Source organism: Limnohabitans planktonicus II-D5 (assembly GCF_001270065.2).
Taxonomy (GTDB): domain Bacteria; phylum Pseudomonadota; class Gammaproteobacteria; order Burkholderiales; family Burkholderiaceae_C; genus Limnohabitans_A; species Limnohabitans_A planktonicus.
On sequence record NZ_LFYT02000014.1, the window covers coordinates 73,400 to 88,755 of the forward strand.

Here is a 15,356-nt window from a genome sequence, read left to right on the forward strand (position 1 = left end):
GCAGCGTCTGGCGATCAGTGCACAGCCGACTCAAGCGGTGCCTCATGCGCCACCGCCTTGTTTGGCCCCGGAACCGCCTTACGGGCCAACAGTGAGTACATGGTCGGCACCACAAAGATGGCCAACAAGGTGCCCAAGCTCATGCCGCCCACAATGACCCAGCCGATTTGCGTGCGGCTTTCAGCACCCGCACCCGTGGCCAGTGCCAGCGGCACCGCGCCCAGCACCATGGCGCCCGTGGTCATCAGGATCGGGCGCAGACGCTGGCCTGAGGCCTTGATCAACGCTTCTTGCGTGGCCAAGCCTTGCTCACGAAGCTGGTTGGTGAACTCCACGATCAAAATACCGTGCTTGGTGATCAGGCCCACCAGCGTGATCAAGCCGATTTGCGAATACACATTGAGCGATCCGCCCGTGAACTTGAGCGCCAACAGCGCCCCGATCATGGACAGCGGCACAGACAACATGATCACGAAGGGGTCGATGAAGCTTTCGAACTGCGCCGCCAACACCAAAAAGATGAAGAACAGCGCCAGCACAAACACGATCACCAAGGCCCCTTGCGAGCTCTTGAATTCACGCGAAGTGCCGTTGAGTTCCGTGGTGTAACCCGGCTTGAGCACTTTGGCAGCGGTTTCGTCCATGAACTTCAAGGCTTCACCCAGCGAGTAGTCGGGTGCCAGGTTGGCCGTGATCGACACAGAACGGCGCTGACCAAAGTGGTTCAACTCGCGAGGCGAGACGCTTTCGCGCACCTTCACCAGACTCGACAGCGGGATCATGGCGTCGTTACGACCGCGCACCTGGATCACGTCAATGTCGTCCGGCGTGTTGCGGGCTGAAGGCAAGGTTTGCACGATCACGTCGTACTGCTCCGCATCGCGCTTGTAACGCGTCACCACGCGGCCCCCCAACATGGTCTCAATGGTTTTGGCCACCACTTCGATGCTCACACCCAACTCGGCGGCCTTGACACGGTCCACTTCCACGCGCAGTTCGGGCTTGTTCAGTCGCAAGTCCACATCGGGTGACAAGATGCCCGGGTTCTTGGCGATCTCATCCATCATTTGCCGGGTGATCAGGTTCAGGTTCTGGTAGCTGTCAGAGGTCTGAATCACGAAGTTCAAAGGCCGCTCTCGAAAGCCTTGGCCCAAAGAAGGCGGCGTGATGGGAAACGCATTCACGCCTGGCAGGCTGTTGAACTTACCGCCCAGTTCGCGGGCAATTTCCAGCGTGGTGCGCTGGCGTTCATCCCAGTCCACCGCACGGTAAACCACGGTGCCTTGGCCCACAGTGGGGTTGCCCATGTTGGCAAAAATCCGGTCAAACTCGGGGTAAGCCTGACCGAACTTCTCGAGCGAGCGGGCATAGCGGTCGGTGTATTCCAGGGTCGAACCGTCGGGGGCGTTCACCGTGGCCAAGATGGTGCCCCGATCTTCCAGCGGCGCGAGTTCCTGCTTCATGGTGGGGTAAATCCAGGCGATGCCCACACCCGAGCCGATCATGACCAACACCACCACCCAGCGAGCACGCGTCAGGATCAGGCGCAACAGGTTTTCGTAGCCGGTGGACAGCGCCGTGAGCCAGCGCTCCATGCTGCGGTCAAACCAGCCCGGGTTGGGGTTGTGGCGCAGCAGTTTGGAGCTGAGCATGGGCGACAAGGTCAAGGCCACAAAGCCGGACACGATGACCGCCCCGGCCAGCGCCAGCGCAAATTCGCCAAACAACTTGCCCGTGCGCCCCGGTGTGAAGGCCAAGGGGGCAAACACCGCCGCCAGCGTCAGGGTCATGGCGACCACGGCAAAGCTGATTTCGCGCACGCCTTTGATGGCCGCAGAAAAAGGATCTAGCCCTTCTTCGATGTGCCGGTAAATGTTTTCCAGCACCACGATGGCATCGTCCACCACCAGGCCAATGGCCAGCACCAGCGCCAGCAAGGTCAGGGTGTTGATGGTGAAGCCCGCCAAAGCCATCATGGCAAAAGCACCAATCAAGCTGACCGGGATGGTGATGATCGGGATGATGGAGGCGCGGAAGGTGCGCAGGAACACGAAAATCACCAACGCCACCAACACCACGGCCTCGACGATGGTCTGGAACACGTTTTTGATGGAACGGTCAATGAACACCGAATTGTCGTTGGCCACGTTGATTTCCATGTCACCCGGCAAGTCAGCCTTCAGGCGGGGAATCATCTCGCGCACGCCAGCAGAAAGTTCCAGCGGGTTGGCCGTGGCCTGACGGATCACACCCGCCGAGATCGCGGGCTGGCCATTCAGGCGCACCATGCTGCGGTCGTTGGCCGCATCTTCCTTGATCTGGGCCACATCACGCAGCTTGACCGAAAAACCGTTCGCATTGCGAATCACGATATCGCCAAACTGCCCAGGACGGGTCAGATCGGTCTGCGAGGACACGCTGAATTCGCGGTTGCTGGACTCGATACGGCCTGCTGGCAACTCCAGATTGCTGCGCCGGATGGCGTCTTCCACATCTTGCGGCGTCAGCTTGTAGGACGACAGTCGGGCATGGTCGAGCGACACCAGCATGGCGTATTTGCGTTCGCCAAAAATGCGCACATCGGCCACACCCGTCACGGTTTGCAGTCGCGGCTTGACCACACGATTGACCAGATCGTTGATTTGCAAGGGGTTCAGGGTGTCGCTGGAAAAAGCCAGCCAGATCACCGGAAAGGCATCGGCTTCGACCTTGGCGATCACCGGCTCTTCGATGGCCTGGGGCAAACGGTTTCGCACGCGCGAGGTGCGGTCGCGCACTTCTGCAGCCGCCGTGTCAGCATCTTTTTCCAGACGGAAACGCACGGTGATCTGCGACTGTTCGGCACGGCTGATGGAGGTGATGACGTCCACCGCATCAATGCCGGCAATCGAGTCTTCCAGGGGTTTGGTCACCTGGGACTCGACCACCTCGGCCGAGGCCCCCACATAACGGGTCGTCACCGTGACGGTGGGCTCGTCGATCTTGGGGTATTCACGCAAGGACAGGCTTTTGAAACTGACCGCACCGATGAGCAGAATCAGCAAGGACATGACCACGGCCAGCACCGGCCGTCGGATGGAAACTTCAGCGAGCTGCATCGGTGCCCCTCAGGCAAGGGTTGGGGCCTGACATGGCCATGGTCTTGCTGGCAGTTTGCGGGTTAGGCTTGCCCGTTGCGCCCGTTGCGCCCGTTGCGCCGGACCACTGTTGCCCTGCCGCAGACGCTGATCCTGCAGGTGCTGATCCTGAAGGTGCTGATGCCGCAGGTGCTGGGCCAGGTGCCCCCGCCTGAGCGCCCGCAGGACGCGCGCCACCGGGCTGTGACAAGTCGACCACCCGCACCGGCGTGCCGTCTTTTTGTAAACGCTGATGGCCTGCGGTCACCACTGTGTCACCGGCCGCCAGCCCTTCCAGAATCTCCACCTTGCCAGGCTGACGCAAGCCCACTTTCACAACCACACGCTCAGAGATCAGCGCGCCGGGTTTTTCACCGGCCACCACCTTGACCACAAAGGCACGCCCACCCTGCGGGACGATGGCCTCTTCGGGGATCACCAGCGCGTTTTCACGCGATCCAAACACCGCATTCACACGGGCAAACATGCCTGGACGCAGTTGCTGCTGGCGGTTGTCAATGCAGCCACGCACACCGACCGACCGGCCATTGGCTTCGATCAACGGGTCCACCGCCTGCACAATCGCCGTGAAAGAACGCCCTGGCAAAGCATCTAGGGACAACTGTGCTTTCTGTCCAGCGCGGATCTTGGCCTGAAAGCGTTCGGGCAAACGGAAGTCGAGCAGCACCGCATCGATGTCCTCCACGTTCACCATGTCTGCACCGTCTTTCAGATAATCGCCGACGTTGATCTGCTTGAGACCCGTGATGCCATCAAAAGGTGCCAGCACCTTCAGGCGCTGCAGTGTGGCGTCGGCCAGCGCCAGTTTGGCCCTCGCCACCTCCAGTGCTGCGCCGCTTTCGTCCAGCGAGCGTTTGCTGATGAAGTTTTGCATCACCAGTTCTTGGTTGCGCTTGTGGTTGGCCTCGGCAATGGACAACTCGGCCTTGGCCTGAGACAACTGGGCCAACTGGAGTTGGTCTTCAAACTGGACCATCACCTGGCCTTTGCGCACACGCTGACCGTCGTTGAAGAAAATCTGCTTGACGCGCCCCCCCACTTCGGGACGCATCATCACCCCCTGTCGCGAGCGCAGGCTGCCAACGGCCTGGGTTTCGTCGACCAGGGTCATGGTTTCCACTTTGGCCACTTCGACGGCCGGGGCTTTGGCGGGCCCCCCTCCGGAAGCACCCGGAGCGCCTGTGGCTGGCCCTGCCACCGATGCCTTGGATGTCTCTGTTGTCGGGGCGGGTTTGTTTTGGAACCACCACGCTGCACCGGAAGCAGCGCAAACACCCAGCAACGCCATGACGGCGTATTTCTTCTTGTAAGCCATTCAGATCTCTCTCAGGTTGAATTCACCAAGACTGCCCGAATGTAACAGTGCAGACCCATTTACCCAATGGGCGAGATCGGCTTGAATATGCTCCATGCGGAGGGTTTGACGATGCCGCAGCCACGCATCGCCATGAGCCTGTCATCGGCCCAAGGCTTTATCCACGCCCAAATTGGCCAGCGCGTCGGCTCGCTCGTTGCCGGGATCGCCGTTGTGGCCCTTCACCCAGCGCCAGTCGATCTGGTGTCCCGAAGAGGACACGACACTGTCCAGTTTTTGCCACAAATCGGCGTTTTTGACCGGCTGCTTGGCTGCGGTGCGCCAGCCACGGGCTTTCCAGCCGTGAATCCACTCGGTGATGCCTTTGCGCACATATTCGCTGTCCAGATACAAGGTGACCTGGCATGGACGCTTCAAAGCCATCAGGCCTTCAATGACAGCGGTCATCTCCATGCGGTTGTTGGTGGTGCCCAGCTCGCCGCCGAAAAGCTCGTGCACATGCTTGCCCGACTGCAGGCGTACGCCCCAGCCGCCGGGACCAGGGTTGCCTTTGCAAGCCCCATCGGTATGGATTTCAACGTGATTCAAAAATGTCTTTCGGGGCCGATTGACGGCCAATGGAAGTGTCTGACCGGGCTACGGGCACGGTCGATGCAGCCGGGGATCGTACCGTGCGCCAGCGCCTGCCATTGAGCAAGAGTCCGCCGGGCACCCTTTTGGTAGCCAAGAGCAGATAGACCCCGCCCAAAATCGGACACCAGCGCTGCCCCATGGCATCCATCCACCCGAGGCGCTGCATCCAGCGCTCACTGCCCAAAGCGGGCGTCCAGCCGCCAAATCGGCTGACATGCACTTCAAAGCCCAGCAAACGCAACCAATCGCGCAAACGCCGATAGCCCAAAAGCGAGGTCATGGCGGGCTCAGTCGGAAGGCGCCTGCGTTCGCTGCGCGCTTGTTGCCACCCCCATGCACTCAGTGGATTGAGGCCGGTGATGAGCAGTTGTCCTTCAGGAATCAAAACCCGCGCCACCTCGCGCAAACAGGCATGGGGGTCCATGGAGCGCTCCAGGGTGTGGGGCAAGACCACCAGGTCCAGACTGTCTGCGGGCCATGGCCAGGCACGGCTGTCCAGCCCCAAATCGGGGACAATGCCAGTTTTGCGCCACGCGGCGGGGGCCGATTCGAATTCGGGTTGCGCCACCCAGCGGTGGGGCATTCGGTTGGTACGCAAAGCCTGTAGTTCAGGCCAGCCCAATTGCACGGCATGGTAGCCAAACACATCGGCCAGCAATTCGTCGGCTTGCTGCTGCTCCCAAACCAACAAACGTGTGGCCACCGGCTGGCCCAAACCGGCCAGCCAATCTGCTTCTGAATGCTTACTTTCTATAATCTTGAACTCCATGAAATTGATTGCCCTGCCCGCGTTCTCAGACAACTACATCTGGTTGCTGCACGATGACCACCATGCCCTGGTGGTTGATCCCGGGGAGAGTGCGCCTGTGCGGCAGTGGTTGCAACAACACCCCCATGTCCAGTTGGACCTGATTCTAGTCACGCACCACCATGCCGATCACACGGGCGGCGTGGCGGACTTGGTCATGGACACCCAGGCCCGGGTGTTGACCCCGGCCATGGAGCCCATACCCCTGCCAAGCACCAGCGTTAAAGAAGGTGATCTCGTCAACTGGCATGGCCTGAACCTGAAGGTTCTGGATGTTCCCGGCCACACGGCTGGCCATGTGGCCTTTTGGGGCCAACCGGCTGGGCAAGACCCTGTCCTTTTTTGCGGCGACACCTTGTTTTCGGGGGGATGCGGACGACTTTTTGAGGGCACGCCTGCACAGATGCTCGACTCATTGGACCGCTTGGCGGCCCTGCCCGGCAACACCCGTGTGTGTTGCGCCCACGAATACACCTTGTCCAACCTGAAATTTGCCCTGGCCGTCGACCCGGGCAACACCGCTTTGCAAGCCTACGCCAAAGCCTGTCACGCCCTGCGTGACCAAGGCCTGCCCACCCTGCCCGTGGCGCTGTCCAACGAGCAGGCCATCAACCCCTTTTTGCGCAGCCGCAGCCCCAGTGTGGCGGCAGCGGTCAAAAACCGCGATGCAAAGGCGCTGGATGACATCGCCACTTTTGCCGCACTGCGCGCCTGGAAGAATGAATTCCGATGATCTCTCGCTTGTCACCTCGCGCATGCTCCTCAGTGGGCAGGTCACTGCTGATGGGACTGGGTATGTGCCTGTCACTGTGGCTGTCCGGTTGCGCCACCCCCGCTGGCGTGCCCGCCGCGCCAGCATCCACTGCATCCACCACATCCACGGCAAACTCGCCAACAGCGTTACCGATTGAGACACCTGTTGCGCTCAATCCACTCGCCACCGAGCGGCCCGTGTTGCTCAAGCCTCAAAGCAACCTGGGCTTGACCCCATCCATAGATATATGGGAAAGAATTCGGCGTGGATTTGCCATGCCCGACCTGGACAATGACCTGGTGCGCAACCGCGAGCAGTGGTATGCCAGCCGACCGGACTACATGCTGCGCATGACCGAGCGCTCGCGCCCCTATTTGTTTCACATTGTCGAAGAGCTGGAGCGGCGCAAAATGCCCACCGAGTTGGCTCTTTTGCCCTTCATCGAATCGGCCTTCAATCCCCAGGCCGTCTCCAGCGCCAATGCAGCAGGCATGTGGCAATTCATGCCGGCCACGGGCAAGTATTTCGACCTGAAACAAAACCTCTTCAGGGACGACCGGCGCGATGTGCTCGAATCCACCCGCGCAGCGCTCGACTACTTGCAAAAGCTCTACAACATGTTTGGCGACTGGCACCTGGCCCTGGCCGCCTACAACTGGGGCGAAGGCAGCGTGGGCCGCGCCCTGGCCCGCAACAAGTCGCAAGGCAAACCCTTGAACTACAGCGACTTGAGCATGCCCAACGAGACACGCTATTACGTGCCCAAACTTCAGGCCGTGAAAAACATCGTGGCACAGCCTGAAGCCTTCAACGCGCAACTGCCATTGATTCAAAACCACCCCTACTTCAAGAGCGTACCCATCGAGAGGGACATTGATGTGGCGGTGGCCGTCAAACTGGCCAATGTCAGCCTCGAAGTCTTCAAGGCACTGAACCCGTCCATGAAACGCCCCGTCATCCTGGCCGCTGGCACGCCGCAACTGTTGCTGCCCTGGGACAACGCCACAGTCTTTGAAAACAACCTGCAAGCCCACGCCAACTTGCCCTTGGCCACCTGGACCGCCTGGCAGGCCCCGCGCACCATGAAACCTGAGGAAGTGGCGCAGCAACTGGGCATGCCTGTCGATCAGCTGCGCTCAGTCAATGGCATCCCGCCCAAGATGATGGTCAAGGCAGGCTCTACGCTGCTTGTTCACCGAAAAGGTCCACTTGACAACGACGTGAAGGTTCAGCTGGCCGACAACGGACAGTTGTCCCTGGCACCGGAAATCGTGCTCAAACGCATTTCTGTCAAAGCGCGCAAAGGCGATTCACTGGCCAGCCTGGCCGCAAGGCATGGTGCCACGGCCGCCAACATGGCCGCATGGAACAACCTGAAAATCAACAGCCCCCTGACTGCAGGCCAAGGACTGGACATCCTGGTGCCCTCCCAGGCACCCCGCCGGGTCGCCAAAGCGCCCGGCAAATCTCCCCAGCGCCAGGCCCCTGCTGCAAAGCGCCAAGCGCCCAACAAAGCCAAACGCTGAAGGCTTGCAGCCTTCTGGCTCACGGCAAAAAGCTTGCGCCAATCAGGCCGCAAATCTGCCTTTGGCCTTGATGGCAAAGGCATTGGTGTGAGCCTGTGGCAATCGCATGGCTTGAACCAGCCCCGGCAAACGTGAATGCGCACGCCAAGCGTTGAAGACCGATTCCTGCGGAATCACGCCATCCATGGCATACGATTCGCGCAGTTTTTCAAATGCACCCAGGTACAAAGCCCGATCCCCCATCCAATGGTATGAGGGCACGGCTTTGAGCAAGTCTGTTGGCCCCGCCGTTTGCAACCATTTGAGGGCATGCACCACGCCGTCCGCCAAGGCCTGAGCCACTGCAGGCTGCTTTTGCAAAAAATCTGCCTTGGCAAACAAACAGGCACCCGGCACGGCCCCACCCATCACTTTGCGGGTGGACATCAGCGTTCTGGCCTCGCCGAGCAAACGGATTTCGTTCCCTTGCTCCAGTCCATGCATGACCGGATCAGGGTTGCACAAGGCATCAATGGCACCACTGCGCAAGGACTCCACCGCACCCCATGAGGAGCCCACCTCCACAAATGTCACATCCTCGGGCAAGAGGCCGTTTTGCAGCAGCCACTGACAGGCCATCCAATGGGTGCTTGAATCCAATGCCGAAACCCCGACGCGAGCCCCTTTGAGCGCCATGACCGAGCGCAAGTCTTTATGTGCCGCCACACCAAAACTGACCTGAGGCGTTCTGCCCAACAAGACAAAGGCCTGGAAGTTCAGCCCTTTGCCGTGCAGGCCAAACAGGTGCTCAAAAGCCCCGCTCACCACATCGGCCTGCCCCTGAAGTGCGCTGTTGACGGCCTTGGCGCTCGCCTCGTGCGACTGCCACTCCACCGTCAGTCCCGCCTGCTTGAAATAGCCCAATTGCTCAGCCAGGGTCAGCGGCAACTGGTAAAGACTCTGCCGATCGGCCAAAGCCACCGTCACGCGCCCCGGGTTTCGGCTGGGATCGACTGCCGCCAAGCCAGAACGTGCGCCAGCCAGGGCACCCAAAGCCCCCAACAACAACACCCGACGATGACTTGCAACTGTAGACAACATCCCACTCCTGTGAACATCAACCATTCGATGTCCCAGCATACGAAAAGCCCGGAGGTTGCGCATCGGGAATGATCCCGAGCGGGTTTCCACGTAATCGATTGCAATTAGGTGAAAAGAGGGAGCGCTCAGCGCCGATCGACCAGGGCATGGGCGATGGTGCCCAGGTCCACATACTCCAGTTCGCTGCCAGCAGGCACCCCGCGCGCCAGGCGCGTGACCCGCAAGCCTTGCTGGCGAATCATCTCCGAGATCACATGGGCTGTGGCCTCGCCTTCAGCGGTGAAGTTGGTCGCCAATATGACCTCACTCACGACACCGTCCGAGACCCGTTGCTTGAGCTTGGCCAGGCCGATGTCGTGCGGGCCGATGCCATCGAGCGGACTGAGTTTGCCCATGAGCACAAAATACAAACCCCGATAAGTGCCCGTGCGCTCAATGGCAGATTGGTCGGCAGGGGTTTCAATCACGCACAGCTGCGAGCGGTCACGCGCCGCGTCCTGGCAGGTGTCGCACAAGGGTGCTTCGGTGAAGGTGTGACAGCACTCGCAGTGGCGCACGTTGTCCGCAGCGTTTTGCAAGGCAGCGGCCAATTGCCGCGCCGTGGCCCGGTCGTTTTGCAGCAACTGAAAGGCCATGCGCTGCGCCGATTTGATACCCACCCCCGGCAAACCCTTGAGGGCTTGCACCAAAGTGGCTAAGGCGTGTGTATCGGCCATGCGCTGCGCTCTATGCTTCAGAAAGGCAGTTTCATGCCGGGGGGCAGACCGGCGGTGAGCTTGCCCATTTTTTGCTGAGAGACCTCTTCGGCCTGACGCACAGCATCGTTGAAAGCGGCGGCCACCAGGTCTTCGAGCATGTCCTTGTCGTCGGCCAGCAAGCTGGGGTCGATGGTCACTCGGCGCACACTGTGCTTGCAGGTCATCAGCACCTTGACCATGCCCGAACCCGATTGGCCTTCGACCTCGACGAAGGCCAGCTCATCCTGGGCCTTTTTCAAGTTGTCCTGCATGGCCTGGGCTTGTTTCATCAAGCCGGCCAGTTGTCCTTTGTTGAACATGGTGTTTCCTTTGTTGTGAAGTGAAAAAAAAGTCGATGTCAGATCACCTTGATGCTGCCGGGCACGATTTTCGCGCCAAAGTCTCGCACCATGGCCAGCACCAGGGGGTCGTTTTCGATCAATGCGGTGGCCGCCACCATCTTGGCAGCTGCAGCCACGGCCAGACGCCGGGACGGGCTGTCGGTCACAGCACCCTGTTCAATGTTCAAGCGCAGATCGCCGTGTCCGGCCGCTTGCAGCGCGGCTTGCAAACGCTCGCGGCTGGCCGGGTGATTCAAGGAACTTTGCTCGACGCGCAGCAACCATTGCGCGCCCTCACGCGCCACCAATTGCGACTGCAGCGCCAACTCACGCACCAAGGCAGTGATGACTTCTTGTGCGATCAGGCCCTGAACCGCCTCAAACCAGGCATCACCCTGCGGCGTGGGCTCCAGCACGACGGCTGCCGGTTTGGGCACGTCCACACGCGATGAACTGGATGACTCACGCACAGGCAAGACCCGAATTTTCGGGCCTGGCGTGTGGGACTCTTGACCGGACAAAGACGCCACAAAGCCATCGACGGCTTCTTCGCTGCCAAAGCTGGCCTCATAGTCCGCCACTTCGGGCATATCCTCCCAAGGGGGTGGTTCAGACACGTCTGGTGCGGGGGCTCCTGCGGGCTCTCGGGTAGGCCCTGATGCAGGCCTGTGCTGAACCCCGCTGGCAGTGGACGGCGGCACCAAAGGGGTAGAAACAACAGGAGACATCCCGACGAAAGCCTGGCTGCGGGACGCCGGTGACCGCTCAGTGGGGGGGGTGCTCGCCGCAGAACCCGTATCACCAGTTCTGGAATTGGGCACGCCAGGCGCAATGTCCTTGGGTGGCTCTGATGCGGGTGGCCTGATCTGCTGTGCAGATGGTGAATTTGGAAGGGCTGAAGGAGGCTGAACAGCCTGCGAAGGGGGCTTCACAGCCTGCGGCGCAGGCAAAACCGCTTCAGTCAGCGGCTTGACGCTGTTACGCGGACTTTTTTTTTCAGCCAACCCCGCCTGGGGTTTGAAAGCCAGCAAGCGCAACAACACCATGGTCAAGGCCGCGTACTCGTCAGGGGCCAATCCCAACTCGGTGCGTCCATGCAGGCACAGGCTGTAGAGCAATTGGGTTTCTTCGGCGGGCATCAGGTCCGCCAAATCGGCAAGACCCTGCGCGTCAGGGTCATCGCCGTCTTGCGCCATGCCAGGCACCATCTGCATGACCGCCATGCGCTGCAAGAGCATGGCCATGTCTTCCAAAGTGGCCGCAGCAGAAACACCCTGAAGGCGCAAGGCATTGACATGCGCCACCACGGTGGCGCCGTCGCCTTCGGCCAGCGAACGAATCAATTGCAGCACATGGCTGCGATCCACACTGCCCAGCATCTGGCGCACACCGGCTTCTTGCAATTGACCATTGCCAAAGGCAATCGCCTGATCAGTCAGGCTCAACGCATCACGCATCGAACCGCGGGCCGCACGCGACAAGAGGCGCAAAGCCAATGGCTCGGCACTCAACTGCTCAGCCACCAAGACCTGCGTCAGGTGCTCAAAAACCGTCTCGGGCGCCATGGGGCGCAAATTGAACTGTAGGCAACGCGAGAGCACCGTGACCGGCACTTTTTGCGGATCGGTGGTGGCGAGCACAAATTTCAGATATTCCGGCGGCTCTTCCAGCGTTTTCAACATCGCATTGAAAGCGGTGTTGGTCAGCATGTGCACCTCATCGATCATGAAGACCTTGAAGCGCCCTTGCACCGGTTTGTACACCGCCTGCTCCAGCAAGCTCTGCACCTCGTCCACACCCCGGTTCGAAGCGGCGTCGAGTTCGGTGTAATCCACAAAGCGGCCTGAATCAATGTCACGGCAAGCCTGGCAGACGCCGCAGGGTTCAGCGGTGATGCCGCCTTGACCATCTGCCCCCTGGCAATTGAGCGATTTGGCCAAAATCCGCGACACCGTGGTCTTGCCCACGCCACGGGTGCCGGTGAACAAATAGGCATGGTGCAAGCGCTGCTGCACCAAGGCATTGGTGAGAGCCTGCACCACATGCTCTTGCCCCACCATTTCGGTGAAATTGCGGGGGCGGTATTTGCGCGCGAGGACAAGGTAAGACATCCCGCTGATTCTATCGGGCTGGCAGCCCCCTTCCTTCAACGCGGCACATCAAAGCCAAAGGCTGTCAAGAATAAAAAGGAAAAGCGGGGAAGCGCACAGAAATCACCCCAAGCTCGCCTACAATCACCCCCGACGGGCCTTCCCGCATGGTGAAGCGGCCAACCGGGTCAGGTGGGGAACCAAGCAGCCCTAACTGTGAATCCAGTGCCGGGGTCAAGGCTCGTCAACTCCCCCTCCACACACACGCATCCCTTGAACAACGCATCGGGTAATTCAAGCCTCATGCGGTCTGTGTCTTTCACGAAAAAAACCCGCAGCGTCTTTGAAGACGCACATGCGAGTGATTTAAAAGCTTTTTGAAACAGGCATCAGAACGATGCCCCTGTTGAACGCGCCTGAATCGGCGTGCTCAAGCTCAAGCCATGCGGCGACCCAAGGCCTGGAAGGGCATGGATTTGGATTTGGCAGGCAGCACCTGCTTGAGCGCTGGAGGCGCGGCTCGCAGCAATTCAGACACAAGTGCGTTGGCGTTGGCATGGGCACCAATGCGGTTGCTTTCAAAGGCCAGACGAGTTTGCTGCGCCATTTGAGCCACAAAGTTCTGCGGGTAATCACGGACACTGAAACCTCGCAGTGCCATCACTTTCATGAAAGCGTTGGCGGCTTCCTCAACGGCACACTGGTATTCTTTGGAAGTATCTGGACTCATGTCGACCTCGTTGTTGGGATGAAGTTACTCACACATCCACAACGCATGAACCTGTCTGTAGGAATACACCATTTGTAGGAAATTGTTAAAAATTCAGCAAAACACCCTGCCCCGCCAGCCAACCACTGGCCAGACAAGCCGTGAGCAAATACCCGCCCGTAGGCGCCTCCCAGTCCAGCATTTCACCCGCGCAATAGACACCAGGACGGGCCAAAAGCATCAAATCCGGGGTCAAATCCTCCATCACAACACCACCGGCCGTGCTGATCGCCTCAGCCACGGGTCTCGGACTTTTCAGCGGGACAGCCAGATTTTTCAGCTCAAACGCCAAGGCCTCGGGATTGGCCAAAACCTCCGGAGAACACAACTCATGGAGCAGCCCCATCTTGACCCCATCAATGCCCAAACGACTCTTGAGATGACTGGACAAACTGCGACTGCCTCGGGGCCAACGCACCTCTTTCAGGACCTGCTCTGCTGATTTTCCGGGCAGCAAATCGAGCAGCAACTGCGCCCGGCCCAGCGCCAAATCATCACGCAGCAAGGCCGAAGCGGCGTAAATCAGACTGCCCTCCACACCGGTTTCTGTGAATACAAACTCACCTTGTCGCTCAAAACGCGGAGCACCCGCCTGCCCCCCCGTATCCGCCACACGCAGCACCACAGATTTGAGTGGATGCCCGGCATAACGCGTGCGAAAGTATTCGGTCCAGCCTTGTCCGTCACGCCCCAGCACATCAAAGCCACAATTGGCAGCACGCAGGGGTGCCACCGCCACACCTTGCTGCACCAGGGTGTGCAACCAGCCCCCGTCCGAGCCCAAGCGTGGCCAACTGGCACCACCCATGGCCAACACCGTGGCTTTCGCACGCACAAGGCAAACACCGCCCTCAGCACCTGTTCGCTCAAACACCAGATGCTCCCCCTCCCAGCCTTGCCAGCGGTGACGCATGTGGAACTGCACCGGCACACCCGACGCCGGATGACGCAAGCGGTGCAGCCAGGCGCGAAGCAAGGGGGCTGCCTTCATTTCCTGCGGGAAGACGCGGCCAGAGCTGCCGACAAAGGTCTCAACGCCCAAGCCCTGAGCCCAATCGCGCACACCTTGAGCATCCATGTGCTCAAGCCATTGGCCGACCTCAGTCTGGCGCGCACCGTATCGCGAGACAAAAGCCTGCGGCGCTTCTGAATGGGTGAGATTCAAACCGCCCTTGCCTGCGAGCAAGAATTTACGCCCCACCGAGGGCATGGCGTCAAACAGATGCACCGACACGCCAGCTTGCGACAGCACTTCAGCCGCCATCAAGCCTGCAGGCCCGCCGCCCACAATGGCCACCGCCACATCCAGCAAAGAAGAATCAGGATGAGCAAGGCAAGCAGTGGAGAAAGTCATGAATTTGTGTATTGGCAATGCGAACGCGACAGGTCGCACAGGCGGGATTCTGTCAAAATAGCCGCAACTTTAGCTGCATCTTCAATGTTCACAAGGAAAAGTCCATGGCCAGCGATCTCATCAAACACATTACCGACGCCACCTTCGAAGCCGACGTGCTCCAATCGAGCCAACCCGTGGTGGTCGACTTTTGGGCCGAATGGTGCGGCCCCTGCAAAATGATCGCGCCAATCTTGGACGAAGTTGCAGGCACTTATGACGGCAAACTGCAAGTGGCCAAAATGAATGTCGATGAAAACCGCGACATTCCCGCCAAATTCGGCATCCGTGGCATTCCCACTCTGATGGTGTTCAAAAATGGCCAACTGGCCGCCACCAAAGTCGGTGCCATGAGCAAGTCACAGCTGACGGATTTCATTGATCAGCAATTGGCCTGATCAAAGCTGCCCAATTGACTGGGCAGCCCATCAAAAAAACCGGACCTTTGAGTCCGGTTTTTTTATGCTTTTCACCTGAGCGTTCACCCTCATCCTTCATGTCGAAACAAGCCCGGAAAACCATCCCGACCCCGTCATTGCGAGCCAAGCGTGGCAAGCCACCTGAGCTTCGTCATTGCGAGCCAGGCGTGGCAAGCCAGTCTCTGTGGTCGAACCAGCGCTACAGCCTCTTACGCCGCCACAACTGGATTGCCGCGTCGCAAGCTCCTCGCAATGACAAGCCACCGATTCGTCATTGCGAGCCAGGCGTGGCAATCCAGTCTCTGTGGTCGAACCGGCGCTACAGCCTCTTGCGCCACCACAACTGGATTGCCG

General features: G+C 59.8%; 13 protein-coding genes and 1 other RNA gene. 4 read left to right on the forward strand and 10 right to left on the reverse strand.

Annotated features, from left to right (window positions below; genetic code table 11):
- Nucleotides 1-14: 14 nt before the first annotated feature.
- The 4 genes from H663_RS32360 to H663_RS32375 form a co-directional block, all read right to left on the reverse strand.
- Nucleotides 15-3,098: an efflux RND transporter permease subunit gene (locus tag H663_RS32360; protein WP_053175356.1), complete on the reverse strand. Its 3,084-nt coding sequence runs from the start codon at nucleotides 3,096-3,098 to the stop codon at nucleotides 15-17.
- Nucleotides 3,085-4,452 (reverse strand): efflux RND transporter periplasmic adaptor subunit, encoded by a 1,368-nt coding sequence (locus H663_RS32365; protein ID WP_053175353.1) that lies wholly within the window; start codon nucleotides 4,450-4,452, stop codon nucleotides 3,085-3,087. The genes H663_RS32360 and H663_RS32365 overlap by 14 nt, the downstream gene beginning before the upstream one ends.
- A gap of 141 nt (nucleotides 4,453-4,593) precedes the next feature.
- Nucleotides 4,594-5,040: a ribonuclease HI gene (rnhA, locus tag H663_RS32370; protein WP_053175351.1), complete on the reverse strand. Its 447-nt coding sequence runs from the start codon at nucleotides 5,038-5,040 to the stop codon at nucleotides 4,594-4,596.
- Nucleotides 5,027-5,854 carry a class I SAM-dependent methyltransferase gene (locus H663_RS32375; protein WP_083451291.1) on the reverse strand — a complete coding sequence of 276 codons (828 nt, stop codon included), beginning with the start codon at nucleotides 5,852-5,854 and terminating at the stop codon, nucleotides 5,027-5,029. The genes rnhA and H663_RS32375 overlap by 14 nt, the downstream gene beginning before the upstream one ends.
- On the opposite strand from H663_RS32375, the gene gloB reads away from it, so the two are divergent.
- Both gloB and H663_RS32385 read left to right on the forward strand, forming a co-directional pair.
- Complete coding sequence (gene gloB, locus H663_RS32380; protein WP_053175348.1) at nucleotides 5,853-6,626, forward strand: hydroxyacylglutathione hydrolase; 774 nt, start codon at nucleotides 5,853-5,855, stop codon at nucleotides 6,624-6,626. The two genes, H663_RS32375 and gloB, sit on opposite strands and share 2 nt — an antisense overlap.
- Nucleotides 6,627-6,676: 50 nt before the next feature.
- Complete coding sequence (locus tag H663_RS32385) at nucleotides 6,677-8,173, forward strand: transglycosylase SLT domain-containing protein (protein WP_116695868.1); 1,497 nt, start codon at nucleotides 6,677-6,679, stop codon at nucleotides 8,171-8,173.
- Nucleotides 8,174-8,215: 42 nt separating this feature from the next.
- On the opposite strand, the gene H663_RS32390 is transcribed toward H663_RS32385, so the two are convergent.
- From H663_RS32390 to dnaX, 4 genes are all read right to left on the reverse strand, one after another.
- Nucleotides 8,216-9,250 (reverse strand): ABC transporter substrate-binding protein, encoded by a 1,035-nt coding sequence (locus tag H663_RS32390; protein WP_420844053.1) that lies wholly within the window; start codon nucleotides 9,248-9,250, stop codon nucleotides 8,216-8,218.
- 128 nt (nucleotides 9,251-9,378) lie between these two features.
- On the reverse strand, nucleotides 9,379-9,969 hold the full coding sequence (gene recR, locus H663_RS32395) for a recombination mediator RecR (RefSeq protein ID WP_053175343.1): 591 nt from the start codon (nucleotides 9,967-9,969) through the stop codon (nucleotides 9,379-9,381).
- A gap of 17 nt (nucleotides 9,970-9,986) precedes the next feature.
- Nucleotides 9,987-10,310 (reverse strand): YbaB/EbfC family nucleoid-associated protein, encoded by a 324-nt coding sequence (locus H663_RS32400; RefSeq protein WP_053175341.1) that lies wholly within the window; start codon nucleotides 10,308-10,310, stop codon nucleotides 9,987-9,989.
- A 38-nt stretch (nucleotides 10,311-10,348) separates the two neighbouring features.
- Complete coding sequence (gene dnaX / locus H663_RS32405; RefSeq protein WP_053175338.1) at nucleotides 10,349-12,442, reverse strand: DNA polymerase III subunit gamma/tau; 2,094 nt, start codon at nucleotides 12,440-12,442, stop codon at nucleotides 10,349-10,351.
- Nucleotides 12,443-12,573: 131 nt separating this feature from the next.
- Between dnaX and ffs the strand changes: the two genes are divergently transcribed.
- An RNA gene (gene ffs / locus H663_RS32410) (signal recognition particle sRNA small type) lies at nucleotides 12,574-12,670 on the forward strand.
- 187 nt (nucleotides 12,671-12,857) lie between these two features.
- Here ffs and H663_RS32415 read toward each other — a convergent pair.
- Nucleotides 12,858-13,151 (reverse strand): hypothetical protein, encoded by a 294-nt coding sequence (locus H663_RS32415; protein WP_053175330.1) that lies wholly within the window; start codon nucleotides 13,149-13,151, stop codon nucleotides 12,858-12,860.
- Nucleotides 13,152-13,236: 85 nt separating this feature from the next.
- Nucleotides 13,237-14,544, reverse strand: a complete 1,308-nt coding sequence (locus H663_RS32420) for a BaiN/RdsA family NAD(P)/FAD-dependent oxidoreductase (protein WP_053175328.1) — start codon at nucleotides 14,542-14,544, stop codon at nucleotides 13,237-13,239.
- Between the two features lie 104 nt (nucleotides 14,545-14,648).
- Here H663_RS32420 and trxA point away from each other — a divergent pair, with 104 nt between their 5' ends.
- Nucleotides 14,649-14,981 (forward strand): thioredoxin TrxA, encoded by a 333-nt coding sequence (trxA, locus tag H663_RS32425; protein ID WP_053175325.1) that lies wholly within the window; start codon nucleotides 14,649-14,651, stop codon nucleotides 14,979-14,981.
- Nucleotides 14,982-15,356 lie beyond the last annotated feature (375 nt).

Excerpts from the sequence above, each read along its gene's own strand:
- H663_RS32360 (WP_053175356.1), bottom strand. The coding sequence starts at position 3,098 with ATGCAGCTCGCTGAAGTTTCCATCCGACGGCCGGTGCTGGCCGTGGTC.
- H663_RS32365 (WP_053175353.1), bottom strand. The coding sequence starts at position 4,452 with ATGGCTTACAAGAAGAAATACGCCGTCATGGCGTTGCTGGGTGTTTGC.
- gloB (WP_053175348.1), top strand. The coding sequence starts at position 5,853 with ATGAAATTGATTGCCCTGCCCGCGTTCTCAGACAACTACATCTGGTTG.
- H663_RS32375 (WP_083451291.1), bottom strand. The coding sequence starts at position 5,854 with ATGGAGTTCAAGATTATAGAAAGTAAGCATTCAGAAGCAGATTGGCTG.
- H663_RS32385 (WP_116695868.1), top strand. The coding sequence starts at position 6,677 with ATGGGACTGGGTATGTGCCTGTCACTGTGGCTGTCCGGTTGCGCCACC.
- recR (WP_053175343.1), bottom strand. The coding sequence starts at position 9,969 with ATGGCCGATACACACGCCTTAGCCACTTTGGTGCAAGCCCTCAAGGGT.
- H663_RS32400 (WP_053175341.1), bottom strand. The coding sequence starts at position 10,310 with ATGTTCAACAAAGGACAACTGGCCGGCTTGATGAAACAAGCCCAGGCC.
- dnaX (WP_053175338.1), bottom strand. The coding sequence starts at position 12,442 with ATGTCTTACCTTGTCCTCGCGCGCAAATACCGCCCCCGCAATTTCACC.
- H663_RS32415 (WP_053175330.1), bottom strand. The coding sequence starts at position 13,151 with ATGAGTCCAGATACTTCCAAAGAATACCAGTGTGCCGTTGAGGAAGCC.
- H663_RS32420 (WP_053175328.1), bottom strand. The coding sequence starts at position 14,544 with ATGACTTTCTCCACTGCTTGCCTTGCTCATCCTGATTCTTCTTTGCTG.
- trxA (WP_053175325.1), top strand. The coding sequence starts at position 14,649 with ATGGCCAGCGATCTCATCAAACACATTACCGACGCCACCTTCGAAGCC.